The sequence below is a fragment of the Kitasatospora sp. NPDC096128 genome, assembly GCF_040303105.1.
GTDB lineage: Bacteria > Actinomycetota > Actinomycetes > Streptomycetales > Streptomycetaceae > Kitasatospora.
Genome location: NZ_JBEOSP010000003.1, coordinates 302,084 through 325,882, shown reverse-complemented (window position 1 = coordinate 325,882; position 23,799 = coordinate 302,084). Strand labels below are relative to the sequence as shown.

General features: G+C 72.8%; 24 protein-coding genes. 9 read left to right on the top strand and 15 right to left on the bottom strand.

Going from position 1 to position 23,799, the window contains the following annotated elements:
• Positions 1 to 56 precede the first annotated feature (56 nt).
• Both ABTY61_RS05960 and htpX read left to right on the top strand, forming a co-directional pair.
• Positions 57 to 1,598, top strand: coding sequence for an NADH-quinone oxidoreductase subunit N (locus ABTY61_RS05960; protein WP_350503675.1), 1,542 nt, complete (start codon positions 57 to 59; stop codon positions 1,596 to 1,598).
• 185 nt (positions 1,599 to 1,783) lie between these two features.
• Positions 1,784 to 2,647, top strand: coding sequence for a zinc metalloprotease HtpX (gene htpX / locus ABTY61_RS05955; protein WP_350503674.1), 864 nt, complete (start codon positions 1,784 to 1,786; stop codon positions 2,645 to 2,647).
• Between the two features lie 34 nt (positions 2,648 to 2,681).
• Here the strand turns inward: htpX and ABTY61_RS05950 are convergent, their stop codons facing one another.
• The gene (locus tag ABTY61_RS05950; RefSeq protein ID WP_350503673.1) at positions 2,682 to 4,136 is read right to left on the bottom strand and encodes an aminotransferase-like domain-containing protein; all 1,455 of its coding nucleotides are present in this window, start codon (positions 4,134 to 4,136) and stop codon (positions 2,682 to 2,684) included.
• Here ABTY61_RS05950 and ABTY61_RS05945 point away from each other — a divergent pair.
• The 3 genes from ABTY61_RS05945 (at position 4,135) to ABTY61_RS05935 (ending at position 6,554) form a co-directional block, all read left to right on the top strand.
• The gene (locus tag ABTY61_RS05945; protein ID WP_350503672.1) at positions 4,135 to 5,046 is read left to right on the top strand and encodes a DMT family transporter; all 912 of its coding nucleotides are present in this window, start codon (positions 4,135 to 4,137) and stop codon (positions 5,044 to 5,046) included. The two genes, ABTY61_RS05950 and ABTY61_RS05945, sit on opposite strands and share 2 nt — an antisense overlap.
• 122 nt (positions 5,047 to 5,168) lie before the next feature.
• Positions 5,169 to 5,594, top strand: coding sequence for a BlaI/MecI/CopY family transcriptional regulator (locus ABTY61_RS05940; protein WP_350503671.1), 426 nt, complete (start codon positions 5,169 to 5,171; stop codon positions 5,592 to 5,594).
• Positions 5,595 to 5,597: 3 nt separating this feature from the next.
• Entirely contained in the window at positions 5,598 to 6,554 is a 957-nt protein-coding gene (locus ABTY61_RS05935) for a M48 family metalloprotease (RefSeq protein ID WP_350503670.1), read from the top strand.
• 28 nt (positions 6,555 to 6,582) lie between these two features.
• Here ABTY61_RS05935 and ABTY61_RS05930 read toward each other — a convergent pair whose 3' ends face one another.
• Positions 6,583 to 7,581: an NADP-dependent oxidoreductase gene (locus ABTY61_RS05930; RefSeq protein ID WP_350503669.1), complete on the bottom strand. Its 999-nt coding sequence runs from the start codon at positions 7,579 to 7,581 to the stop codon at positions 6,583 to 6,585.
• Between the two features lie 137 nt (positions 7,582 to 7,718).
• Here ABTY61_RS05930 and ABTY61_RS05925 point away from each other — a divergent pair, with 137 nt between their 5' ends.
• Positions 7,719 to 8,633 (top strand): LysR family transcriptional regulator, encoded by a 915-nt coding sequence (locus ABTY61_RS05925; protein WP_350503668.1) that lies wholly within the window; start codon positions 7,719 to 7,721, stop codon positions 8,631 to 8,633.
• Between the two features lie 14 nt (positions 8,634 to 8,647).
• Here the strand turns inward: ABTY61_RS05925 and mug are convergent, their stop codons facing one another.
• The 7 genes from mug to ABTY61_RS05890 form a co-directional block, all read right to left on the bottom strand.
• Positions 8,648 to 9,190, bottom strand: coding sequence for a G/U mismatch-specific DNA glycosylase (gene mug, locus ABTY61_RS05920; RefSeq protein ID WP_350503667.1), 543 nt, complete (start codon positions 9,188 to 9,190; stop codon positions 8,648 to 8,650).
• A gap of 11 nt (positions 9,191 to 9,201) precedes the next feature.
• Positions 9,202 to 10,215, bottom strand: coding sequence for a phosphatase PAP2 family protein (locus tag ABTY61_RS05915; protein ID WP_350503666.1), 1,014 nt, complete (start codon positions 10,213 to 10,215; stop codon positions 9,202 to 9,204).
• Between the two features lie 217 nt (positions 10,216 to 10,432).
• Entirely contained in the window at positions 10,433 to 11,512 is a 1,080-nt protein-coding gene (locus tag ABTY61_RS05910; protein ID WP_350503719.1) for an aminopeptidase P family protein, read from the bottom strand.
• Between the two features lie 113 nt (positions 11,513 to 11,625).
• Positions 11,626 to 12,972 carry a dipeptidase gene (locus tag ABTY61_RS05905; RefSeq protein WP_350503665.1) on the bottom strand — a complete coding sequence of 449 codons (1,347 nt, stop codon included), beginning with the start codon at positions 12,970 to 12,972 and terminating at the stop codon, positions 11,626 to 11,628.
• A gap of 9 nt (positions 12,973 to 12,981) precedes the next feature.
• Positions 12,982 to 13,419, bottom strand: coding sequence for a hypothetical protein (locus tag ABTY61_RS05900; RefSeq protein WP_350503664.1), 438 nt, complete (start codon positions 13,417 to 13,419; stop codon positions 12,982 to 12,984).
• Positions 13,416 to 14,951 carry a glutamate/gamma-aminobutyrate antiporter GadC gene (gene gadC, locus ABTY61_RS05895; protein ID WP_502895221.1) on the bottom strand — a complete coding sequence of 512 codons (1,536 nt, stop codon included), beginning with the start codon at positions 14,949 to 14,951 and terminating at the stop codon, positions 13,416 to 13,418. The genes ABTY61_RS05900 and gadC overlap by 4 nt, the downstream gene beginning before the upstream one ends.
• A gap of 276 nt (positions 14,952 to 15,227) precedes the next feature.
• Positions 15,228 to 16,550: an MFS transporter gene (locus ABTY61_RS05890; protein WP_350503663.1), complete on the bottom strand. Its 1,323-nt coding sequence runs from the start codon at positions 16,548 to 16,550 to the stop codon at positions 15,228 to 15,230.
• 140 nt (positions 16,551 to 16,690) lie between these two features.
• Between ABTY61_RS05890 and ABTY61_RS05885 the strand changes: the two genes are divergently transcribed.
• The 3 genes from ABTY61_RS05885 to ABTY61_RS05875 all read left to right on the top strand — a co-directional run bounded on the left by ABTY61_RS05885 (position 16,691) and on the right by ABTY61_RS05875 (position 18,638).
• Entirely contained in the window at positions 16,691 to 17,347 is a 657-nt protein-coding gene (locus tag ABTY61_RS05885) for an ArsR/SmtB family transcription factor (RefSeq protein WP_350503662.1), read from the top strand.
• A 42-nt stretch (positions 17,348 to 17,389) separates the two neighbouring features.
• Positions 17,390 to 17,878, top strand: coding sequence for a hypothetical protein (locus tag ABTY61_RS05880; RefSeq protein WP_350503661.1), 489 nt, complete (start codon positions 17,390 to 17,392; stop codon positions 17,876 to 17,878).
• 142 nt (positions 17,879 to 18,020) lie between these two features.
• On the top strand, positions 18,021 to 18,638 hold the full coding sequence (locus ABTY61_RS05875) for a hypothetical protein (RefSeq protein WP_350503660.1): 618 nt from the start codon (positions 18,021 to 18,023) through the stop codon (positions 18,636 to 18,638).
• Positions 18,639 to 18,913: 275 nt separating this feature from the next.
• Here ABTY61_RS05875 and ABTY61_RS05870 read toward each other — a convergent pair whose 3' ends face one another.
• The 6 genes from ABTY61_RS05870 to ABTY61_RS05845 all read right to left on the bottom strand — a co-directional run bounded on the left by ABTY61_RS05870 (position 18,914) and on the right by ABTY61_RS05845 (position 23,674).
• Positions 18,914 to 19,090: a hypothetical protein gene (locus ABTY61_RS05870; RefSeq protein ID WP_350503659.1), complete on the bottom strand. Its 177-nt coding sequence runs from the start codon at positions 19,088 to 19,090 to the stop codon at positions 18,914 to 18,916.
• 82 nt (positions 19,091 to 19,172) lie between these two features.
• Positions 19,173 to 20,996, bottom strand: coding sequence for an SIR2 family protein (locus ABTY61_RS05865; protein WP_350503658.1), 1,824 nt, complete (start codon positions 20,994 to 20,996; stop codon positions 19,173 to 19,175).
• 735 nt (positions 20,997 to 21,731) lie between these two features.
• Positions 21,732 to 21,923: a hypothetical protein gene (locus ABTY61_RS05860; protein WP_350503657.1), complete on the bottom strand. Its 192-nt coding sequence runs from the start codon at positions 21,921 to 21,923 to the stop codon at positions 21,732 to 21,734.
• Between the two features lie 30 nt (positions 21,924 to 21,953).
• On the bottom strand, positions 21,954 to 22,184 hold the full coding sequence (locus tag ABTY61_RS05855; RefSeq protein ID WP_350503656.1) for a hypothetical protein: 231 nt from the start codon (positions 22,182 to 22,184) through the stop codon (positions 21,954 to 21,956).
• Between the two features lie 171 nt (positions 22,185 to 22,355).
• Positions 22,356 to 22,940 (bottom strand): hypothetical protein, encoded by a 585-nt coding sequence (locus ABTY61_RS05850; RefSeq protein WP_350503655.1) that lies wholly within the window; start codon positions 22,938 to 22,940, stop codon positions 22,356 to 22,358.
• Between the two features lie 65 nt (positions 22,941 to 23,005).
• Positions 23,006 to 23,674 carry a Crp/Fnr family transcriptional regulator gene (locus tag ABTY61_RS05845; protein ID WP_350503654.1) on the bottom strand — a complete coding sequence of 223 codons (669 nt, stop codon included), beginning with the start codon at positions 23,672 to 23,674 and terminating at the stop codon, positions 23,006 to 23,008.
• Between the last annotated feature and the right edge of the window lie 125 nt (positions 23,675 to 23,799).

Here is a 23,799-nt window from a genome sequence, read left to right as displayed (position 1 = left end):
CCGTGCTCGCAGCCCACACCGCCGCACTCGGACCTCACTCCACGGGGCAGCACACTGTGACCTCCCTCGCCGTAGCCAACCCGGGCAGCCTGATCCAGTCCGTGGACTGGGTGGCGATCGCGCCCCCGCTGATCGCCGCCGTGGCCGCCCTCGCGGTGCTGGTCACCGACCTCTTCCTGCCCGAGCGGCACAAGCGCCGGCTCGGCCAGCTGGCCGCCGCCGGACTCGCCCTCGCCCTCCTCGCCCTCCTTCCGCTGACCGGGGGGTCACCCCGGGCGACCTTCTGCCTCCGGAACGTAGCAGGGGCCACTGACAGCGCGGGCTGCTCCTACGTCGCCGACCACTTCGCCCTGGTCTTCCAGCTGCTGGCCCTCGGCGGTGCGCTGATCGCGGCGCTGCTGTCGATGCACACGGTGGAGGACCAGAAGCTGCCCCGCGGCGAGTACTGGTTCCTGCTGCTCTCCAGCGCCACCGGCGCCGCCCTGCTGCCCGCCTCCCGCGACCTCGCCACCATGGTGATCGCCCTGGAGGTCGCCTCGCTGCCCGCCTTCGCCCTGGTCGCGCTGCGCCGGGACGGCCGGGGCGCCGAGGCCGCGTTGAAGTTCTTCGTCTCCTCGGTGACCGCGACCGCCGTGATGCTGCTCGGCATCGGCTTCGTCTACGCGGCCGGCGGCAGCCTGCACCTCGGTGCCGTCGCCCAGGGACTGGAGCACGCGCCAGGGCAGCTCAGGACCCTGGCCGAGGCCGGGGCCGTGCTGACCCTGGTCGGCTTCGCCTTCAAGGTCGCCGCCGTCCCCTTCCACTTCTGGGTGCCCGACACCTACACCGGCGCCCCGCTGCCGGTGGCCGGCTACCTCTCGGTGGTCGGCAAGGCGGCCGGCCTGTCCGGGCTCGCGCTCGCCACCACCGTCGCGTTCCGCCCCTACGCCCACACCTGGGGCCTGGTGCTCGCCGTGCTGGCCGCCGTCACCATGACGGTCGGCAACGTCGGCGCGCTGCGGCAGCGCTTCGACACCCGGTACAGCGCGGTGCGGCTGCTGGCCTGGTCCTCGGTCGGCCAGGCCGGGTACCTGCTGGTGCCGCTCGCCGCGGCCGGCTACGCGCCGACCGGGGCCGACCCGCTGGGCGCGACCGCCGCGTACGCGCTGATCTACGGCGTGGTGAACCTCGGTGCCTTCGGGGTGGTCGCCGCCGTCGGCCGCCGGGCCGGGACGAGCGTGGACGACTTCCGCGGCCTGTTCGCCCGCAACCGCTGGACGGCGCTCGCGCTGGCCTTCTTCCTGCTCTGCCTGGCCGGGCTGCCGCCCGGCGTGATCGGCCTGTTCGGCAAGGTCGTGGTGTTCCGCGCGGCCGTGGACGCCGGGCTGGGGTGGCTGGCCGTGGTGATGGCCGTCAACGTGGTCGTCGCCCTGTACTACTACCTGCTGTGGACGGCCCGGCTGTTCGCCCCGGCCGACCCGGCCTCGGTCGCCGACACCGCCGAGCGCCGGCTGCCGGTCAGCCTGACCGCCACGCTGGGGCTCACCGCCTCGGCGGCGGTGGTGCTCTCGGTCGCCCCGCAGCTGGTCCTCCAGGTGGCCGGCGGCAGTCTGTTCTGAGCGGCCGGCCGGGCCCCGGGCGGGCCGGGGGAGGGGATCCGGCCGCGGTCCGGTCCGGGGCCGTCCGGGTGGCACGGCGGTGTCTCGTCGGTCACAAGGGAACAAGGTCCCGGGGCCCGCCCGTTGAGCGGGCAAGAGGGACGAGGCGGAAAGGGCTTCCCCACCGCACCACTGGAGGGCCTGACGTGCACAGCCGGCACAACGGACTGAGGACCGCCGTCCTGCTCGGTGGCCTCTCGGCGCTGATCCTGGTGATCGGCGGCTTCTTCGGCCGGACCGGCTTCCTGATCGCCCTGCTGGTCGCCCTCGGGACCAACGCCTACGCCTACTGGAACAGCGACAAGCTCGCGCTGCGGGCCATGCGGGCCCGGCCGGTCAGCGAGTTCGAGGCCCCGGGGCTGTACCGGATCGTGCGCGAGCTCTCCACCTCGGCCCGCCAGCCGATGCCCCGGCTCTACATCTCCCCGACCCCGGCCCCGAACGCCTTCGCCACCGGCCGCAACCCGCGCAACGCGGCGGTCTGCTGCACCGAGGGCATCCTGCAGATCCTGGACGAGCGCGAGCTGCGCGGCGTGCTCGGGCACGAACTCAGCCACGTCTACAACCGGGACATCCTGATCTCCTCCGTGGCCGGGGCGCTGGCCTCGGTGGTGATGTTCCTGGTGAACTTCGCCTGGCTGGTCCCGTTCGGCCGGAGCGAGGACGACGACGGTCCGGGGCTGTTCGGGATGCTCGCCATCATGATCCTCGGGCCGGTCGCCGCCGGGCTGATCCAGATGGCCGTCAGCCGCTCCCGCGAGTACCAGGCCGACGCCGACGGCGCCCGGATCACCGGCGACCCGCTCGCCCTGGCCAGTGCCCTGCGCAAGCTCGACGCCGGCACCCGCCAGCTGCCGCTCCCGCCGGAGCCCCAGCTGCAGACGGCGAGCCACATGATGATCGCCAGCCCCTTCCGCCCCGGCGAGGCCGGTGCGCGGCTGTTCTCCACCCACCCGCCGATGGCGGAGCGGATCGCCCGGCTGGAGCGGATGGCCGGGCACCGGGCGTAGCACCCCTCTTCGAACTCCCGTCCACTCGGCCCGTTCAGCCGGTCGACTCCTGGTACGCCTCCCGCAGCCGGTGGATCCCCTCGGCGACCTGGGCGGGGCTGTCGGCGGCGGCGTAGCTCAACCGCAGGTGCGGGGACGGGGGCTCGGCGGCGTGGTACGGCCGGCCCGGGGTCACCTGGACGCCCTTGCGCAGGGCGGCGTCGGCCAGGGCGCCGTCGTCCGTGCCGTCCGGGAACCGCAGCCACAGGTGGTAGCCGCCGGGCCGGTAGGCGTCGAGCACGCCGGGCAGTTCGCGGTGCAGGGCGGCCACGGCGGCGGTGCGGCGGTCGCGCAGCTCGGCGGCGAGGGTGCGCAGGTGACGGGCCCAGGCGGGGTCGGAGACCAGCTCCAGCGTGGCCTCCTGGAGCGGCCGGGGCACGAAGAAGCTGTCCACCACCTGGGTGGCCCGCAGCCGGGCGAGCGCCGGGCCGCGCGCGGTCAGGGCGCCGACCCGCAGGTTGGGGGAGGCCGCCTTGGTGAGCGAGCGCAGGTGCACCACCACCCCGTCCCGGTCGTCGGCGGCCAGTGGGCGCGGCAGGGCCGGGGCGTCGGCGTGGACCAGCAGCCGGGCGAAGTCGTCCTCGACCACGAAGGCCCCGGCGGCCCGGGCGATCCGCAGCACCTCCGCCCGGCGCGTGGGCGAGAGCACCGCGCCGGTGGGGTTCTGGAACAGCGGCTGGCAGACGAACACCCGGGCCCGGGTGGCCTCGAAGGCATCGGCCAGCAGCTCGGTGCGGACGCCGTCGGCGTCGACCGGGACGGGCACCGGCCGCAGCCCGGCCGCCCGGACCACCGCGAGGATGCCCGAGTACGTCGGCGACTCGACCAGGACCGGCGCGCCGGGCGCGGCCAGCGAGCGCATCGCGACGGTCAGCCCGCCCTGCCCGCCGGAGGTGATCAGGACGTCCCCGGCGCCGATCGGCCCGGCGTGGCCGCCGATGTCGCGGGCGAACCAGCCGCGCAGCTCGGTGAGGCCGTCGGTGGGCGGGCGGTCCCAGGCGCCCGGGCGGCGGCCGGCCCGGGCCAGGGCGGCGGCGAGCAGCCGCTCGGGCAGCAGCGAGGAGTGCGGGTAGCCGCTGTTGAGGTCGATGACGCCCGGCGGCGGCACCCGGAGGGTGGCGAACACCGGGGCGGCCAGCAGGTCGCGCGGGCCGGAGTCGGCGCTGAGTGCGACCTCCTGCCAGGAGAGGTCGCCGGGCCGGGCGGCCGGGGCCGCGGGGGAGTCCGGGGCGGCCGCGAAGGCCGCCGCCCGGAACACCCCCGCGCCCGGCCGGGAGACCACCAGACCCTCGGCGACCAGCACCGCGATGGCGCGGGAGACCGTCACCGGGCTGACCTGGTGGCGCTCCATCAGCGCCCGGCTGGACGGGAGCTTCCGCCCCTCCGGGTAGCGCTCGACCTCCCTCCGCAGGATGTCGGCGAGTTCGGTCACGCTGCTACGCTCATTCATGACGGCACAAGATAGCGCTACCCATTCTGCGGCGGTAGCACCCAGGTCCGCCGGCCCGGCCTCCGGCACCGCCCTCGCCGCCCTCGGGGTGGCCTCCTTCTCGCTCTCCTTCCCGGCCACCGCGTGGTCCCTCACCGGCTTCGGCCCGTGGACCTCGAGCGGGCTGCGCGGCACCCTGGCCGGCCTGATCGCCGCGCTCTACCTGCTGGCCTCCGCCGCCCCGCTCCCGAAGGCCCGGCAGTGGCCCGGCCTGCTGGTGGTCTCGGCCGGCTGCGTGATCGGCTTCCCGCTGCTCACCACGCTCGCCCTGCGGACCTCCTCGACCGCCCACTCGGCGGTGGTCATCGGCCTGCTGCCGCTGGCCACGGCGGTGGCCTCGGCGCTGCGCACCGGCCGCCGGCCGTCCCGGGCGTTCTGGGCGGCGGCCCTGACCGGCGCGGCGGCCGTGCTCGGCTTCACCCTGCTGCAGAGCCACGGCCGGCCGACCGTCGCCGACCTCTACCTGCTCGTCGGCGTGCTGGTCTGCGCGGCCGGGTACGCGGAGGGCGGCCGGCTGTCCCGGGACCTCCCGGGCGCCCGGGTGATCGCCTGGGCGGTGGTGGCCGCGCTGCCCGTGATGCTGCTGACCTCCGCCTACGGGCTGTCCGCCGAACCGGTCCGGCTGGGCGCCGAGGCGCTGGTCGGGCTGGGGTACATCGCGGCGGTCTCCCAGTTCGGCGGGTTCGTGTTCTGGTACCGGGGGATGGCGGTGATCGGGGTGCCGCGGGCCAGCCAGCTCCAGCTCGCCCAGCCGCTGCTGACGCTGGTCTGGTCGGTGCTGCTGCTCGGCGAGGACCTGCCGGTCGCCGCGCCGGCGACGGCCGGGGTGGTGCTGCTCTGCATCGTGGTCACCCAGCGGGCCCGTGGCTAGCCAGGGCCCTGGTGCGGGTCCGAACCCTCGCGTTGGGCCGTCCGGAGGAGGCCTGCGCTCGTTAGGATGACCCCGCGCCCCGCGTCGGTCCGGGGTGCGGCATCCGGAGGGAGTGGGCCGTCATGGCAGACGAGAGGCACGCCCCGGCGTCCGGGGACGCGCCGGCCCGACGGCGCGGCCAGGGCGAGCTGGAGGCGCAGGTGCTGGCGGTGCTCCAGCGGGCGCCCGGCCCGGCCACCGCGGGGTGGGTCCAGGAACGCCTGGAGGGCGATCTGGCGTACACCACGGTGATGACCATCCTGTCCCGGCTGCACGCCAAGAACGCCGTCTCCCGGAGCCGCTCCGGCCGCTCGTACCTGTGGCAGGCCTCCGCCGACGCCGCCGGGCTGGCCGCGCTGCGGATGCGCCGGATGCTCGACGGCGAGGCGGACCGGGACGCCGTCCTCGCCAGCTTCGTCACCGCGCTGCTGCCGCACGACGAGGAACTGCTGCGGGCGCTGCTGGACGCCGCGTCCGCGGAGCCCGCAGCGGCCGACCGTGAGAGCTGACCCGTGGGCTTCTTCGTCTTCCTCCCGCTCATCCTGCCGCTGACCGCGGTGCCGATCGCCCGGCTGACCGAGCAGCACCTGCACCCGCGCGGCGCCGCCCGGCTGATGACCGTGATCAGCGCCGTGATGGCGGTGTGCAGCGTGCTCTGCCTCGGGTTGATCGGCGTGGTGGGCACCGCGCAGATCCCCGGCAATCCGCTGCCGGACAGCTGGTCCGACCCGGTCGTGCGGCACGCGCTGCCGTACCACGAGACGGTCGGCACGGCCGCGATGTGGCTGCTGGTGATGGTCGGCTTCGCCTGCGGCCGGACGGTCGTGCGGCACCTGCGGGTCCGCTCCCGGGCCCGGCGGGCGCTGGCCGGGCTGCCCGAGGGGCCGGCCGGGGCCGACGACCTCGCGGTGCTGCCGGACCGCAGCCCGTACGCCTACGCGCTGCCCGGCTCGCCCGGGCGGGTGGTGGTCTCCACCGGGATGCTGGCCGGGCTGGCCGAGGACGAGCGGGAGGCGCTGCTCGCACACGAGCGGGCGCACCTGCGCCACCGCCACCACCGCTACCTGCTGACCACCCAGCTCGCCGCCTGCGTCAACCCCTTCCTGCGGCCGCTGCAGGACGCGGTGGCGTTCAGCGCGGAGCGGTGGGCGGACGAGGAGTCGGCCCAGGCGGTCGGGGACCGGCGGATCACCGCCCGGGCGGTGGCCCGGGCGGCGCTGGTCTCGCACGCCGCCCCGGTGCCCGGCTTCGCGGCCTTCGCCGCCCCGGCCCCCGCGCCCGGCCCGGTGCCGCGCCGGGTGGCCGCGCTGCTGGGCCCCGTGCCGACGGCCCGCAACTGGCCGCCGGCCAAGACCCCGGCGGGCCTGGCGGCGATGGTCGCCGCGGTCGGCACGGCGGCCTCGGCGCTGTGCGCGCTCAACGCGGCGGTGGCCCTGCTGGTGGTGCTGAAGGCCGTCACCCCGCTGTAGGCCCGGCCGCCGTGGGCGGGGCCGGGGCTCAGAGCCGGACGAGCATCTTGCCGGTGTTGGCACCGCTGAGCACGCCCAGGAAGGCCTCCACCACCTGGTCGAAGCCGTCCACGACCGTCTCGTCCGGGACGAGGGCGCCGGAGCGCAGGTGCGGGACGGCGAAGTCGTACAGCCCGGGGCGGGCGTCCAGGTGCTCGCGGACCAGGAAGCCCTCCAGGCGCAGGCTCCGGCCGACCACGTCGAAGAGGTTGCGCGGCGCCGGCGGCGGGTCCAGCGGGCTGTTGTACTGGGCGACGGCACCGCACCAGGCGATCCGGCCGTGGTCGCGCATCGCGCCGATGGCGGCCTCCAGGTGCGCGCCGCCGACGTTGTCCAGGTAGACGTGCAGCCCGTCCGGGGCGGCCTCGCGCAGCCGGTCGGCGATCGGGGCGTCGTGGTAGTCGAAGGCGGCGTCGAAGCCGACGTGCTCGGTGAGGTGGGCGACCTTCGCGGCGGAGCCGGCGCTGCCGATGATCCGGCCGGCGCCGAGCAGCCGGGCGAACCGGCCGGCGGCGGTGCCGACACCGCCGGCCGCGGCCGAGACGAACAGGGTCTCGCCGGGCTGGAGCTTGGCGATCCGGGTCAGGCCGACCCAGGCGGACAGCCCGGTGCCGCCGAGGATCGACAGGTGGGCGCTGACCGGGACACCGTCGAAGTCCGGCAGCAGGTTGGCCCGGTCGGCGGTCACCACCGAGTGGGTGCGCCAGGCCTGCCGGTGGAACACCAGGGCGCCGACCGGCAGCGCGTCGGCCCGGGACTCCACCACCCGGCCGATGGTGCGGCCCTCCAGCGGGGCGTGCAGCTCCCAGCCGCCCTCGTCCATCTCCTCGCGCATGTACGGGTCGACGGACTGGTAGACGTTCTCGACCAGGGCCTCCCCGGCGGCGAGCGCCGGGACGGTCTCGTCGACGAAGGCGAAGTTCTCGGCGCTCGGCGCGCCCGAGGGGCGGGAGACCAGGTGGACGGCGCGGGCGGTGGGGCGGGACATCGGCGGTGCTCCGTACGGTCGGTGGCGGGGTCGGACGTGACCACGGTAGGAAGCGGCGGAGCGGCCGGGCAGGGGGCGGCGGCGATGGAACGGAGGGTTCCATGAGCGGCGTCGATGGATGCCGGTAGGTTCGCCGTATGACCGAACTCGCCCCGCACGAGCTGCGCGTCCTGGTCGCCGTCGACGAGGAGCACAGCTTCACGGCGGCCGCCGCGCGCCTGGAGACCACCCAGTCCGCCGTCTCGCACGCCGTGCGCGCCTGCGAACGGAAGCTCGGCGCGGTGCTCTTCGAGCGCGGGCGCCACGGCGCACGCCCCACTGAGGCCGGCGCGCGGGCGGTCGGGTACGCCCGTCGGATCCTACGGCTGCTGGCCGTGATGGGCCCCGAGGTGCGGGGCGCGGGCGCCGACCCGGCGGGGCCGCTGACCGGCACGCTGCGGATCGCCGCCTTCCGCAGCGCCGCCGCCCACCTGCTGCCGCCCGTCCTGGCCCGGCTCGCCGCCCGGCACCCCGGGCTCACCCCGCGGGTGCGGATCGTCCGGGAGCTCGGCCGGGGCACCGCGGGGGAGGTCGCCGACGGCCTCGCCGACCTCGGGCTGGCCACCCTGGACGCCGGCGGCCCGCCGCCCGTCCCCGGACTGGTCGCGGTGCGGCTGTACCGGGAGTCGTACGCCCTCGCCCACCCGCAGGACCACCCGGAGCCCCGCGGGCTGCCGCTGGTGGACTGGGCGGAGAACTGCGACTCCTACACCAGGGACTGGTGGCGCCGGCAGGACTGGCTCCCGCCCGCGACCGTCGACGTGGAGGACGACACGGTGGCGCTCTCGCTGGTCGCCCAGGGCCTCGGCATGGCAGTCATGCCCCGGACGGCACTGCTCGGCGCCCCGCCCGGGCTGGCCGTCACCGACCTCGGCCCGCAGCCGCCCAGCCGCTTCGTCGGGTACGTCACCACCCCCGAGCTGGCCGGCACGGCCGCCGTCCGGGCGTTGATCCGCGAACTGCGCGAGCTACCGCTGCCGGAGGGGCTGACGGCCGCCCGGGGCCCGGCCTGAGCCACCGGCACGTTTCAGTCGTCGAGGCTCTCCCGGAGCTTGCGGAACTCCGCGGCCAGCGCGTCCAGGGTGTAGTGGGCGTTGAGGCCGCTCGGGTTGGGCAGGACCCACACCTCGGTGTCGCCGATGCCCTCCGGCTGGCGCCCGATCGCGGCCCGCCGCTGCCCGAAGGCCGTCCGGTAGGCGCCGATGCCGAGCACCGCGAGGACGCGGGGCCGCAGTCGCAGCACCCGTTCGCGCAGCGCTGCGCCGCCCGCGCGCAGTTCCTCGGCGGTGAGCTCGTCCGCCTTGGCGGTGGTGCGCGGGGCGACGTTGGTGATGCCGAGGCCGAGGGCGGGCAGTTCGCCCTGCTCGTCCGGGCGGTACTGGCGTGCGGTGAAGCCGGAGCGGTGCAGGGCGGGCCAGAAGCGGTTGCCCGGGCGGGCGAAGTGGTGCCCCGTGGCCCCGGACCACAGGCCGGGGTTGATGCCGCAGAACAGCACCCGCAGCCCGGGCCCGGTGATGTCCGGGATGGTGGTGTCCTGCGCGGCCCGCAGCTGTTCGGGGGTGGGCTTCATCGGAGTGGCCCTCAGGGAGTGGGAGTGCACCCGGCCGATTCTGCCCCGGCCGCCGCCCGCGCCGTACGGCGGTTGTGCAGCCACCGCAGGCCGAGGACCACCACGGCGGCGTACGTCCAGCCGATCAGGATGTCCACGATGAAGTGCTCGGCGCCGTAGACCAGGGTGAACGCCATGGCGAGCGGATAGGCGACCAGCAGGGTGCGCAGCCAGGGCCGGGCGGTGGGCCAGAAGAGGAACAGCAGCATCGCCGGGTAGGCGGAGTGCAGCGAGGGCATCGCGGCGACGTCGTTGGCGAACTGGCTGCCGTTCTCCAGCAGGGAGTCGGCCTGCGGCAGCCCCGTGTTGGAGATGGTCTCCCAGACCACCCGGTGCAGTTCGGGCATGTTGCCCTGCTGGCCGACCAGCCACGGCGGGTCGGCCGGGTAGAGCAGGTAGGTCGCGAAGCCGGCGAAGGTCAGGGTGAAGTAGCAGGCGAGCAGTTGCCGGAAGCGCTGGTGGGAGCGCCGCCAGAGGACGGCGAGCAGCACGAAGACCACGAGGAAGTGGGAGAGGTAGACGGCCGTCGCCGCGTAGTCGTACCAGTGCGGTGAGCCGGGGGTGTAGAGGGCGTGCTGGATCCGTACGGTCCAGGTCTCGCCGAAGCCGAGCACCTCGTCGGCGCGCAGCTGGGGCAGCCAGTGCGGAGCCCAGGGGGTGTGGGCGCCGTAGCCGCGCAGCAGCGAGTAGGCCCAGACCACGGCCATCACCGGGATCCAGTCGCGCAGCACCAGCAGGAAGCCGCGGGTGCCGTGCCCGCTGTGGACGGCGGCCGTGAGCAGGGCGCCGATCAGCCAGAGGAACACCACGTCGTTGGCGAAGGCCATGCCCTGGGTGGCCAGGAACCAGACGAAGGCGGTCAGGTAGGCCGGCCAGGCCAGCAACCGCAGTCTCGACAGGCCGGTTCGGCGGGTGCGGGCGGTCACGGGGCGCAGTCGTCCGGCCCGCACCGGGGTGGGTGGGGCCGGACTGAGCAGCTTCGTCATGCTCATTGAAACTAGCAACGCAAGCTTGGAGGACTCTGGGTGAAGTATGACGAGCCCGTAAGAAAATCACACGGTTGGGTCAAATCTCGCCGGACCAAGGTCCCGGAAACCCCGGAAACCCCCTGAAAGGGGACCGAAGAGCCCTCGTGAAAGGGCAGTCGGCCGGGGTGGGCCCGGCCGAGGCGGGGCGGGCCGGGCCGGGCCGAGGCGGGCCGGGTCATGCCACCACGCCGAGTTCGTGCGGCGTGTTGTTGAAGCGCCGCCCGCCGGTCGCCGTGACCGTGACGATGTCCTCGATCCGCACCCCGAACCGGCCGGGCAGGTACACCCCGGGCTCGATCGAGAAGCACATGCCGGGCACCAGCGGCCGCTCCTCGCCCTCGACCAGGTACGGCGGTTCGTGGGTGGTGATGCCGATGCCGTGGCCGGTGCGGTGGATGAAGTGCTCGCCGTAGCCGCCCTCGGTGATCACCCGGCGGGCGATCCGGTCGATCTCCTGGCAGCTCACCCCGGGCCGGACCGCCTCGAAGGCGGTCTGCTGGGCGAGCCGGACCAGGTCGTGCACCTGCCGCACCTCGGCCGGGGCGTCCGGGCCGACGTGCACGGTGCGGGTGGTGTCGGAGCCGTAGCCGTCCTTGAGGCCGCCGAAGTCCAGCACCACGGTGTCCCCGGTGCGGATGATCCGGTCCCCGGCCTCGTGGTGCGGGTTGGCACCGTTGGGGCCGGAGCCGACGACCGTGAAGTCGACCTGGCTGTGCCCGTACTGGATCAGCAGCGCGCCGAGGTCGGCGGCCACGTCGGTCTCCCGGCGGCCGGCGAAGGCGACCTCCAGAATGCCCCGGTAGGCGGCGTCCGCGGCGCCGCCGGCCGCGGCCAGGCGCTCCAGCTCCTCGGCGTCCTTGACCGCGCGCAGCATCGGCAGGGTCTCGGTGAGCGAGGTGAAGGCGGCACCGGGCAGCGCGGACTGGAGGCCCAGCAGGTGCATCGCCCAGGCGTTGTCGGAGATGCCGTACCGCCCGGCCGGGTCGAACAGCGGGCGGGCGGTGGCGTACGGGTCCTCGCCGTCGGACCAGTCGAGCAGCTCGACGGCCGGGGCGCCGACCGCCTCCTCGGCGTCCGGGCGCTCCAGCCTGGGGACGATCAGCGCGGGGCGGCGCCCGGGGGTGAGGACGAGGGCGGTGAGCCGCTCGGTGACCGCGGTGGGCCGGTAGCCGCACAGGTAGGCCAGGTCGGGGCCGGGGGCGACCACCAGACCGGCCAGGCCGGCGGCGGTCGCCTCCGCGGTGGCCCTGGCCATCCGGGCGGCGTGGTCCTCGGTGGTGAACGGACGGGGCACGGTTCCTCCTCCTCGGGGCCGGACGGACTGCTCTTCCTCGACGGTACCGACGTCCTGCGACGGCGCCACGGCCTTCAGCGGCTGTCGGCGAAGTGCCGGAGGAACAGCGCCTCGACGTGGGCCATCCGCCGGATCTCCTCCGGGTCCACGCTCTCGTTCGGCGCGTGGATCAGGCAGCGCGGCTCCTCGACGCCCATCAGCACGAGCTCCGCCTCGGGGAAGGTGGTGGCGAGGACGTTGCACAGCGGGATCGAGCCGCCCTGGCCGAGGAAGGACATCGGCTTGCCGTAGACCTCCCGCATGGCCCGGTCGAGCGCGGCGTACGCGGGCCCGCCGGTGCCGGCCCGGAACGGCGCGCCGGCGCTCTCCCGCTCCACCGCGACCCGTACGCCCCAGGGCGCGGCCGCCTCCAGGTGCGCGACCAGGGCGTCCTGGGCGGCGCGGGCGTCGGTGCCGGGCGGGACCCGCAGGCTCACCCGGGCCCGGGCGGTGGCCGGGACGGCGGCGGCCGAGCCGACCACGGGCGGGCAGTCGATGCCGAGGACGGTGACGGCGGGGCGGGCCCAGAGCCGGTCGGCGACGGTGCCGGAGCCGGTCAGCCGGACGCCGTCCAGCACCCCGGCGTCGACCCGGAACGCGCCCTCGTCGTAGCCGACCCCGCTCCAGCTGCCGTCGCCGTCCAGGCCGTCGATCCGGGTGCCGCCGTCGGCGTCGCGCAGCGAGTCCAGCATCCGGATCAGCGCGGCGAGGGCGTCCGGGGCGGGGCCGCCGAACATGCCGGAGTGCATGTCGCCCTTGAGCGCCTCGACGCCGACCACCACGGTGACCACCCCTCGCAGCGAGGTGGTGGCGGTGGGCACGCCCACGGCGGCGTTGCCGGTGTCGCAGATCAGCAGGGCGTCCGCGTGCAACTCCCCGGCGTGCGGGGGCACGTACTGCTCCAGGCCGCCGGTGCCCTGCTCCTCGGAGCCCTCGACCACCAGCTTGAGGCCGACCGGGACGTCCTCGCCGAGTGCCCGCAGCGCGGTGAGGTGCATGACGATGTTGCCCTTGCAGTCGGCGGCGCCGCGCCCGTACCAGCGGCCGTCGCGCTCGGTGAGCCGGAACGGCGGGGAGGTCCAGGCGGCCTCGTCGAGCGGGGGCTGGACGTCGTAGTGGCTGTAGAGCAGCACGGTCGGGGCGCCGGGCGGGGGCGGGCGGTGGCCGACCACGGCGTGGCTGCCGTCCGGGGTCTCCTCCAGGTGGACGTCGCGCAGACCGGCCTCGGCGAAGGCGGCGGCGACCCACTCGGCGGCCTCCCGGCACTTCTTCGGCGGGTACTGCCGGGGGTCGGCGACGGACGGGATGGCCACCAGCTCGGCCAGGTCGGCCCGGGCTCGCGGCATCAACTCATCGATGCGGCTGGCGAGTTCGTCGGTCATCTGGAGCTCCTACTTGCGCACGGTGTCGCGCAGGTCGAGGTCGTCGATCCGGTCCTGGACGGCGGCGAGCCGGTCCGGGCAGTACACCGAGAGCACGATCGCCTCGGCCCTGACGACCTCGCGGTCGGAGAGCACCGGGCGCTGGCCGGGCCCGTTCGCGCCGTTGGACATCCCGTACGTCCACTGCGCCTGGTTGAGCGCGTTCGCCGGGTCGGCGCAGACCGCGCCGCCGTCCTCGCCCAGGGTGTGGGTGATCTGGTCCTGGGCGGGCACCGGGTAGCCGGCCGAACTCAGCGCGGTGGAGAGCTGGTTCGCCTTCCGATCGGCCAGGTCGGTGGCGTGCAGCCGGGAGAACGACAGCAGGCCGGTGACCAGCATCGCGACCAGCAGGACGATCGATCCGAGGTAGATCCAGCGGTGCCGGGAGGCCATCATGCTCGTGGTCACGCCGCCGCTCCCCCTTCCGTCCGGCGCAGTTCGTCCGCCTCCTGGGCGGCCGGCTCGGCGGCGGCCTCGGGTGAGCGCCAGCCCGGCTTGCGCAGCCGCAGGAAGAGGTAGGGGATGACCAGCCCGAGCAGCAGCAGGCCGCCGCCGACGATCCCGATGTACGACCAGACGCTGCCGCTGCCGAACTGCGAGGACGGCACGAAGCCGATCCCCATCGCGGCGGCCGAGGCGAGCAGGCCGATCACGCAGATCGGCACCAGGGCCGGGGCCCGGTAGCCGCGCGGGTGGTCCGGCTGGGTGCGGCGCAGCCGGATCGCGGCGGTGAACATCAGCAGGTAGACGATCAGGTACACCTGGGTGGTGATCACCGAGAAGATCCAGTACGCGCTGGAGACGTTCGGGATCAGGGCGTAGAGGAGGGCGATGGCGGTGGTGACCACGCCCTGGGTGACCAGCAGGTTCTGCTGGACGCCCTCCCGGTTGAGCCGCTGCAGGAACGGCGGCAGGTACCCCTCCTGACGGGAGATCATCAGCAGGCCCTTGGAGGGGCCGGCCAGCCAGGTCAGCATGCCGCCGAGCGAGGCGGCGATCAGCGCCACCGCGATGACCGGGGTGAGCCAGCCGATGTCGAAGTACTGGAAGAAGGCGTCGAAGGCCTGCATCACCCCGGCGGTGAGGCTCAGTTCGCTGGACGGCACCACCCAGCTGATCGCCAGCGCCGGCAGGATGAAGATCGCCAGCACCATCGCCGAGGCGGTGAACATCGACCGCGGGAACTCCCGGGCCGGGTCGCGCAGCGAGGAGACGTGGACCGCGTTCATCTCCATGCCGGAGTAGCTGAGGAAGTTGTTGACGATCAGCACCAGGCTGGCCAGGCCGGTCCACTGCGGGAACAGGTGCGAGGCGTCCATCGGGGCGGCGGAGGCGTTGCCCTCGCCGAGGAAGACGAAGCCGAGGACGACCAGCAGGGTGCCGGGGACCAGGGTGCCGATCACCAGGCCCATCGAGGACAGCCCGGCGACCGCCTTCGTCCCGCGGGCGGAGACCCAGACGCCGGTCCAGTACAGCACCATGATCACGACCGCGGTGTACGGGCCGTTGCCGGCCAGCCGGGGGTTCACCACGTAGGCGATGGTCGAGGCCACGTAGGCCAGCAGTGACGGGTAGTAGAAGATCGTCATCGCGAACTGGCACCAGACGGCGAGGAAGCCGAGCGGCTTCGACAGGCCCTCCGAGACCCAGCGGTAGACGCCGCCCTCCCAGCCCGAGGCCAGCTCGGCGGAGACCAGCGCGGTCGGCAACAGGAACACCACCGCCGGGACGAGGTAGAGGAAGACGCAGGCCAGCCCGTACACCGCCATGGTCGGGGCGGAGCGCAGGCTGGCGACCGAGCTGGTGGTCATCAGGGCGAGGGTGACCCAGGACATCCGCGGGGCGCCGGCCAGCCGGCCGGCCACCGAGCCGCCGCGCTCCCGGGTGGCGGGGCCGGCGTCGCCCCCGGGGCCGGGTGGGGGCGCGTCCGTGGCACTCATCGGTCCTCCTCCGGTACGGCTCCGGGGCGCCTCCAGGTCGGCTGCGGGTCGGCTGCGGATCGGCTCCGGATCGGCTGAGGGTCGGCTGAGCGGGGAGCCGGGGTGCCGGGAAGGGCCCTGGAGGCGGGCCGTACCCGGCCAGTTCACCCGGTTGCCGAGGCCGCCGCATGCGGCGTGCGGCCGTGCGGGTGACCGGTGTTCAGCCCTGGGGGGAAGCCGGCGCGGCGGCGCCGGGCGGACGACGGGGGTTCGGGGACGGGAGTTCGAGGGCTTGCCCTACGCGGAAGCCGCCGCGGCGGCGGGCCAGACGGCGCGGCGCAGGGTGAGGCTCGCGGTGGCGGGCACCAGGGCGAGGGCGAGCACCCCGGCGATCGAGGCGAGTGCGGCGGTGGGGGAGAGGTGGTCCAGCAGCAGGCCGGCGGCGAAGGCCCCGGCGGGCATCCCGGCGGTCAGCAGCGTCACGGTCGCGGCGATCACCCGGCCGCGCAGCTCGTCCGGCACCTGGCGGAAGACCAGCAGGTCGAGCATCACCCGCAGGGAAGGGACGCCCGCACCGACCACGAACAGGGCGACGAAGACGGTGACCGCCCCGCCGGGCAGCAGCGGTGCCAGCGGCACCGGCACGGCGGTCCAGGCCACGACCAGCAGCAGCACGCCGGGCCCGGCCAGCCGGTGCAGCCGGGACACCAGGGCCGCCCCGGCCAGTGCCCCCACCGCCTCGCCGGCCAGGGCCAGGCCGATCCCGCCGCTGCTGGTGCCGTGCTCCCGCAGCAGCACCATGACGGGCAGCAGCAGCGCCGCCCCGGTCAGGTTGATCACCAGCAGTACGGCCAGCGCGGGGCGCAGCAGCGGGGAGCCGGCGAGGACCCGGAAGCCGGCCAGCGCGCCGCCCTTCTCACGCTGCTGCGGCACGGCCGGGCTGGGGAAGCGCACCACCAGGGCGGACACCAGCGAGACCAGCGAGGCGAACGCGGCGCCGAGGAAGGGCACCGAGCGGCCGAGCCCGAACAGGAACCCGGCCAGTGGCGGCCCGGCCAGCGCGGCGCCGCTCATCCGGGCCTCGTCCTGGGCGAGCGCCTGCGGCAGCTGCTCCGGCGAGACCACCGAGCGCAGCGCCAGCAGCCGGATCGGGCCGGTGTAGGCGACGGTCGCGCCGATCACGGCGGCGACCACCAGCAGGTGCACCAGGGACGGCCGGCCGAAGGCCAGCGCGGCGGGGATGCTGGCGAGGGCCAGCAGCCGGGCGGTGTCGGCGACGAGCAGCACCCGGCGGCGGTCCCGCCGGTCGGCGACCACGCCGCCGTGGACGCCGAGCAGCAGGGCGGTGGCCATCTCCACTGCGGCGAAGGCGCCGGCGGCGGTGGAGGAGCCGGTGAGCGCGAGGACCAGCAGGGGGAAGGCGGTGTCGCCGATCCGCATGCCGAGGGTCGCGCAGGACTGGCCGATCCACAGGGCCTGGAACCGCAGGTTGCGCCGCAGCGGCACGGGCGGCGGCGGGTCCGCCGGTGCGGGCGCGGCTTGTACCCGGTCCGCTTGTACCGGGTCTGCTCGTAGCGGCTCCGTCGTCCGCTCGGCCGTTGTCGTGGTGTGCTCCGTCATGCCCCGACCCCCATCGTTCGCGTTCTCCGACACCGTTCACGCTCTCGTGAATGATGGCGTGAGTGTGAGCGATTGCGCAAGGGTGAGCGCTCACCGGGAGGTGATTGCGTGCGGAGCGGCCGATCTGCGAGGGTGGGCCCGTGGCCGAGCACGAACGGGAACCCGCCGACGGGGACGAGCAGCAGCCCACCACTTGGGTCAAGGAGCGCCAGGTGGGCGACGTCGCGGTGCTCAAGGCACTCGCCGACCCGCTGCGCCTCGCCATCCTGGGCGCGCTGAAGGCCGCCGAGGACCGCCCGCTGACCGCCAAGGAGCTCGCCGCCGAGCTCGGCGAACCGCAGACCAAGCTCTACCGGCACATCAAGCAGCTGGAGAAGGCCGGGCTGGTCCTGGTGGCCGGCACCCGGCTGGTCTCCGGCATCGTGGAGAGCCGCTACCGGGTCGCCCAGGACTCGATCCGGCTCGCCCCGGAGATGTTCATCGCCGACTCCCCGGCCCGCTCGGGGGCGTACGACGCCATGCTGGCCGCGATCGACCGGGTGCGCGGCGAGTTCCGCGCCCATGTGGCCGACGGTCGGCTGGACTTCAGCCCCTCACCGGACGGTTCGAGCCCGTCGGCCGGCCTGTTCGCGCACTTCACCCTCCGGCTCGACCCGGACCGGCTGACCCGGCTCCGCGCCCAACTGGCCGAGATCTTCGACGGACTGTCCGAAGAAGGTCAGAGTACGGCCGATGACGCCGTGGATGTGACCCTCTTCACCCTGCTCTACGGTCTCCGCGCGGGCACGGAACGATAAATTCCGGGCCGACTGTCAGTGCGGTGGGACAGCATGTCCGGCATGTCGTATGAACTCCAAGCGCTGATAGGCATGTTGGAGCTGCTGACGGTGGCGGCGGCGGAAGTGCCGACGGCCCGGGTGGTTCCGCTGGCCCAGGGGCTGGCGTTGATCCCGGTCACCCCCGCCGTGCTGTCCGCGCTCCAAGGCGACGCCGCCGTGTCCAGGGCCGGGGGCGGGGCGGGATTCGGCTGGCACTCCGCCGGGTTCGAACTCCGGCTCGCCGCCTGGTCCAAGGCCGGTCCGATCGCCTGCGTAGAGGCCGAGTACTTCGGCGGCAGCGGCACCCAGCGCGCCGCGGTCTGGTCGGACGGCCGGGTCGTCCTGGGCCCGCTCGCCATCGGTGAGTTCGAACCCGCGCCGGCCGAGGGCACCCCGATCTCGCGCGCGCTGCGGAGGCTCGGCGGGTACGTCGAGCCGGGCCGGGCGGACGAGTTCGACTCGGTCGGCCTGGGGGCGCACCGCAGCACCGCGGGCTGGGCGGTCGGTTGAGCGGCCCGGCCGGGCGGTCGACCGCGGGTCGTCGTACGACGCGCCGCCGTTCGGCGTACCTGCGGTGGCTGCCCCGGGACGGCGACCGCACGGTGTGAGTCAGGCGATCTCGCCTGACTCGCACTGAGAGGAAGCAGTACCCATGCGTGCCACCCGGATGGCCGCGGCGCTGACCGCAGCCCTCGCGCTGACCATGGTCGCCACGGCGTCCGCCACCGCCGCAGGCCATGGAGCCGCGGCCCCCCGCACCACCGTCCCGGCCCCCGTCGTCCCGGTCATCCCGGTGACGATCCCGGCGCCGCCGACCACCCTCCCGGCCGTCGACCTGCCCACGGTCCCCGGCACTCCCACCGCCCCCGCGCCGCCTGCCGTGCCCGACACCCCGACCGTGCCCGACACCCCCGCCGTCCCGACCCTCCCCGCCGTCCCGGCCCTCCCGGCCACGCCGGACCCGGGCGCGGCCCTCGGGGCGCTCGGCGACGTCGTCAAGCTGGTCACCGGTCTGCTCTCGACGGTGACCTCGGCCGTCCCCGACCTCGGTGCCGTCCAGCAACTGGTCGCCTCCCTGCAGAGCCTCCTGCAAGGCCTGCTCGGCCAACTCCCGGCCGTGCCGCCGCTGCCCACCGTCCCGGGCGTCGCCCCGACCCCGCCCAGGCTCCCCGGTTCCGCGCCCGCGGGCCTCCAGGAGCAGCTCGACGCCCTGCGCACCCAGGCGCAGGCCCTGACCTCCGCCGCCCACTCCCACCCCGCCGCCGGCTGACCGGCCGCACCGACGCGAACGGCCCCGCCCCCGGAACCCGGGAGCGGGGCCGTACCGTCCCGCCGCCCGCGCGCAGGGGGCGGGCGGCCAGGAGCGGGGTCGACTAGCGGTAGTTCACGTACTGCAGGGGCGCCGCGCTGACCTGCGATTTTGCGGCGATCACGGCGCTGACCTGGGAAAACTCTTGTCGGGAGTTTTCACTGGTCAGCGCCGCTTTCCGCCTGCATGTGCCCTGGATGTGCCCCGGTCTGCACCGGTCCAACGGTGGGGTACGGCTACTCGTCGGGGTGTTCCTCGTAGATCCGGGTGATTTTCGCGCGAAGATCTGCAACCACCTGCTCGCTCACCCCTGACCGTGCGATGGCAGCTTCCAGCTTCAGGTTCGCCTCATGCGCGAGAACGGCAGCGTTGATGAGATCTTCGGCCAGTCGCTCGGTGGTCTTCTCGCTCATGATGTTCATGCTCACGACCAGACAACGATCGTCCGCGCGAGCGGTTTCGCTTGGCCTTTGCCTGGCGCGACATCGCGGAGGGTTACTGGATGGCGTCGGGGTACCACGAGGTGGGAAGGGCTATTGCCCCTCTGCCGATCATCGACCTCATTCGCGTTCCTCTGGCCCAGTCATTGAATCGGGCGTCGTAGACCTTCTTCGCTTCGACCAGACGCTCCCGTACACCGCCCACCAGACCGGACTTGATCGTTCGGTCGAGATCGCTGCCCAGTCCAAAGCGCTCCAGGGCGCGCTCCAGCCAAGCGGACGGAGCCGGCTGGTAGAAATCCAGAGATCCAAGGGCGCGGATGTGCGGCACGTCTGATCCCGTCCACCCCGATTCCGTCGTGAGGTGGTGGTCGGTCTGTGCGATGAGACGCAGGTACTCGAAGCGCTCCCAAGCATCGGTGAATGCAGCGTGACCCAGAGCGAGGTGTTCAACGAAGATCGGCTGCAGTAGCTGCTGGAGGCGGGCGGACGACTGCTGCGCGCCGAGAATGGAATCAGGGCTCAGGACGGCTGCTACAGGCGTCCTGTGGCCTTGACTGTTGGTGCAGGTCAGCGTCTCAGCAAGAAGGTGCCCGACGAGGCCCCAACGCTCGTTTGCCACCGCGGCGATACCGGCGGAGTAGAACATCATGAGGCCAGGTGTGCGGGTCAGGTTGATGAGGCTGAGGAGGCCGTCGCGACCCGTTGGTTCAGCAAGCCGTTCAATGTCGGGCAGCCACCAGCGGTCGACGGCAGGGGAGCCCCAGTATGCGGCGGTGGCGACTACGGCGAGCAGCTTCTCGCACTCCGTCTCCAGGAGGGCGAGGCGCCGCTCATGCTCTGGGTGGGGGTCTGCGACGTGCCAGGGGCCATCGGTTCGGACCGGTGAGGCGGCAATGGCAGATGCCTCACTGCGCAAGGTGTCATGGAGGCTGATAGCGGGGCGCTCGCCGGAAAGCTCGCGCTTGGCAGTGTTGACAGCGACGGCAATGGCGGCTGGGTGGTGGCGGTTTGTACTGGCAATCGCATGGAGGGCATCTGCTGTCTGACCAAAGAAGTCGTCTGCAGATGCATGGACGTAGGTCGCGCGGCGCTGGGTGAGGACCTCGGTGGCAGGCTCGGAAAGGGGATACAGGTCAGTCCAGTACGTGTGAAAGCGACGGGTGGCGCAACGATCCAGAGCGGCTCGCAGGGCGGGGTCCCAGTTGGCTGACCAGCCTGCGATGATCAGGCCGTACTCGTCGAGAACCTGGTCAAGGAAGCGGTTCGCTTCGGGCGTGTAAGCAGCCAGCTCCTCTGGGGTGTTGAGCATGCTTGACGGGGCGAGATAGTCCCCGTGGAGATGGACGACGAGGGCGTTCTGGGCATGGAGGGGCAGCATGCCTGAAAGACCGTCTGCGCTGGAGACAACAGTCGGCTCAATCTGCAGGTCGCGCAAGGCTGCTTCCATCAAGCGGTCGAAGTTCAGCGTCATGATGACGCGAATGTGACCAGACGCGACCATGCGAGCGATCGCGCGGTGGGCGGCCGTGGGCTGCTTGAGACCCCGTTCCCGCTCGCTCTCGTCTGGCTCGAAGTAGCCTCGCAGCAACGTCTGGCGCTCGTTCTGGGTCGGTGCTATTTGGGCGAGGAGGTCGTCGTAGGCTGCAGGCTTTCCGAACCGCTGCTCGTACCAATCGAAGGGGGCGAGATCGCCTCCAGGCAGGTCGGCCTTCTCCGCAGCGGCGATCTTGAGTATGAGGTCGCGCTGAATGCCCCAGGCGGAGAGCATGCCGGATGCGGTTGAGGCGCCGGCGCCGAGCAACACCGCATACGCGCCGGGGGTGCTGTTCAGCCCGAAGGCCAAGTTGATGTGGTGTTCAGTCGGCGAGCGGTCCACGGCACGTCTCCAGATGCGCGGTACGGGGGTAGGCCCGGGAGGCCACTCCGGCAGTTTATGTCAGAGTGACGATAAGGGGAAGGGGATCGGCTCCGGGATCGGTTGCGACCCTGGCCGTGTTCGAGTCGACCTGCAGGCGGGCGGGCCCTCGGTGGCGATGGCCGTCCGCTTGGCGTCGATTCCATGTAGAGGCTCGGCGGATGGGCGGCCTCGGTGGCGGAGCATGCATCCGATGCCGGTGATCACAAGGGGCGTAACGGCTCGATCACAACCTGACGTCTCGGTATGCGAGCCTGGCAGGCTGGCCGGCGACAGCCTGTCGGATCAGCGGAGGGTCCTCATGTCCGAGACGTACAACCCTTCACCCAATCGGAGCCATTCACCAGCCGACCCCACTCGGAGGGGGCCCTTGTCGAATGCAAAGGTCACCCTTGGTGTGATTGCCGGGCTGCTCCTCATCGCCGGGTGTAACGCCGTCGGCGTGGACGGCAAAGCTGCGGACGCGAAGTCTGTGGCGACCGCCGTAGCGAAGCCGACAGTGGTCCCGCCCGGTCGGCCAGATTCTTCATCGGCACCTGCCGCCGAGAACCCGGCGCCAGCGCAGACCTCTGCCGCGGTCCCGCCTGCTCCCGCTGGGGCGGGCCCAAGCTGTGGGCCGACAGGGCATGACGTCATCGTCCGGTACATCACGCCCGATCTGCCACCCAGCGCGCAGGTTCTCGGGGACTACGATCTTCAGACCTGCAAGACGACGTTCGAGAGTCTTGAGGCGATGTCACCGAAGGGGCGAGGTTTCTGCACAGAGGCGGCTTGGGCGAGCGACAACCCGGGATATGACGCCGATGCCACCCCGGCCGCGCCGCTGAAGAAGGTGCACGCCGCGTACGGCCCGGCGTGCAGGTGACGTCGCGAGATGGCGTCGGCCACCCAGCCTGCTTGCTGCTGAATCTCGATGGGCTACTGCTCCTTGACCATATCGGGTGCATGGTCGATGAGTTCTACCTCCGGCTGAGACCGTGCTCCGGGATCATGTCGGCCAATCCGGTCGCGTTCCCGGCGGCTTAACCTGTCGCGAAGGCTGTCTCGGACGTCAAGTACCGCGTGTGCCAGTTCGCCGAGCTTGTTTACGATGATGGCTGCGCCGGCAATGACGCCGATCACTGTGCCAACCCATCCGGCGACGTTCAACTGCCAACCTCCTCGGCGATCAGCGGGACTGTGCACTTGCTCGTCGGGTGCTCGCGCAGACAAACAGCGCGCCGGCTCTGAATCCCTTCGCTCTTCGCCGTGCGGGGCGCTTGAGTCGGCCGGAGAGTCAGGGGCATGGCGTGCGCGCATGTCGAGGTGTCAGGCATTCGCTCACCTGACCAGAGCAGGGGCGGCCCTGAACTCGGCGACCCAAGCTCGGGCAGTGTGCTCTTTGGTGCTGATCAGGATGTCGGCGTAATCGGACTCGCCAGAGCCTGAGGGTTCCAGAATGTGCCATGCACTCTCGGACACGGCCAGTACCAGGACGGCGGCGCTGGCGCTGAGTATCCCCCGGAGTTCTGGGCCATCGAGCAAACGGAACGCATGGCTCACCTGTCGGCCGACGTAGCCGTGGTCGTCTCGGAAGGCGTCGCCATGATGCAATGCGGCGCGGAGTCGAATCTGGGCGCCCGGACCCGCGGCGCCGTTGTACTCATGGATGGCGGCGGCCAGTGCTGGGACCACTGTTCGGGCCAGGGTGTGGATGCCCGCGGAGTCGTCGATCACAGCCATGATGCCGTCGCCGCGGTCAAGCAGGTCGTAACTCTCCGCGCCCTGGCCGCCGGCGGCCAGGGCGTGACCAAGCGCCTCGTACAGGCCCTGCCGCATCGTGAGGCAGGCGAGGTCCGTCCGGTCCGTCTGATTGAAGCCGGCGATGTCCAAGCCGAAGAAGATCTTGCGTACATGCTCGATCAAGCGGTCATGCCCCCGAGAGTGGTATTCCTCAGCGTTCCGACTGGGTCAGAATACCACTCTGACTGTCAGTCAGTGGCCTTGGTGCGCAACGCCTCCAGGTCATGGATGATGATCTGTCGTCGCTCGGTGGTCACGACGCCCTCGTCTCGCAGAAGCCGCAGAGTCCTCACGATCGCCTCGCGGGACGCGCCTGCCCACCCGGCCAGGTCTTGCTGGGACAGGGGAAGTCGCACAACGCCAGCCGCTTCATCGACTACTCCGATCTGCGACGCAAGAGCCACCAGCCTCGCGGCGACCCGTTGGGCGACGGTGTGGGTAGCCAGCTCCACTCGGCCACGATCGGCCTCGCGCAGTCGCGCGGTCACGATCCCTAGTACGGCGGCAGCGGCCTCGGGCTGCTTCCCCACCAGGGCTCGGAAGTCTTCGGCGGAGATGGCGAGGGCCGTCACGTCGGTCAACGCGATCACCGAGGCCGACCGCGGTGTGCCGTTGAGGGCGGCCTGTTCCCCGATGATCTCTGGCTTCTCGCGCAGCCCGAGAACGATCTCGGTGCCATCTGCATTGCGGGTCATCACCTTGGCGGTTCCCTCACGCAGCATCAGCACTTGGTTCGAGAGATCGCCCTCCTGGATGATCGTCTGGCCTGCGCGAAACTGGACCGTGGAGCCCACGCCCTCTTTGGAAACCAGGTCCTCCAGGACTTCGGCCTTCGAGTGGGCACTCGCATCAGTCATGGGTACTTCCTTCTGGGCTCGGGCGGGCTCGCCCACAACGTAGAACACTTTCGATGGCGCCGGAACGACGAGGATTCAGCTTGAGGACGTGGCTCCAGCGCGTGTGCCGAGGAATGGGGACAACC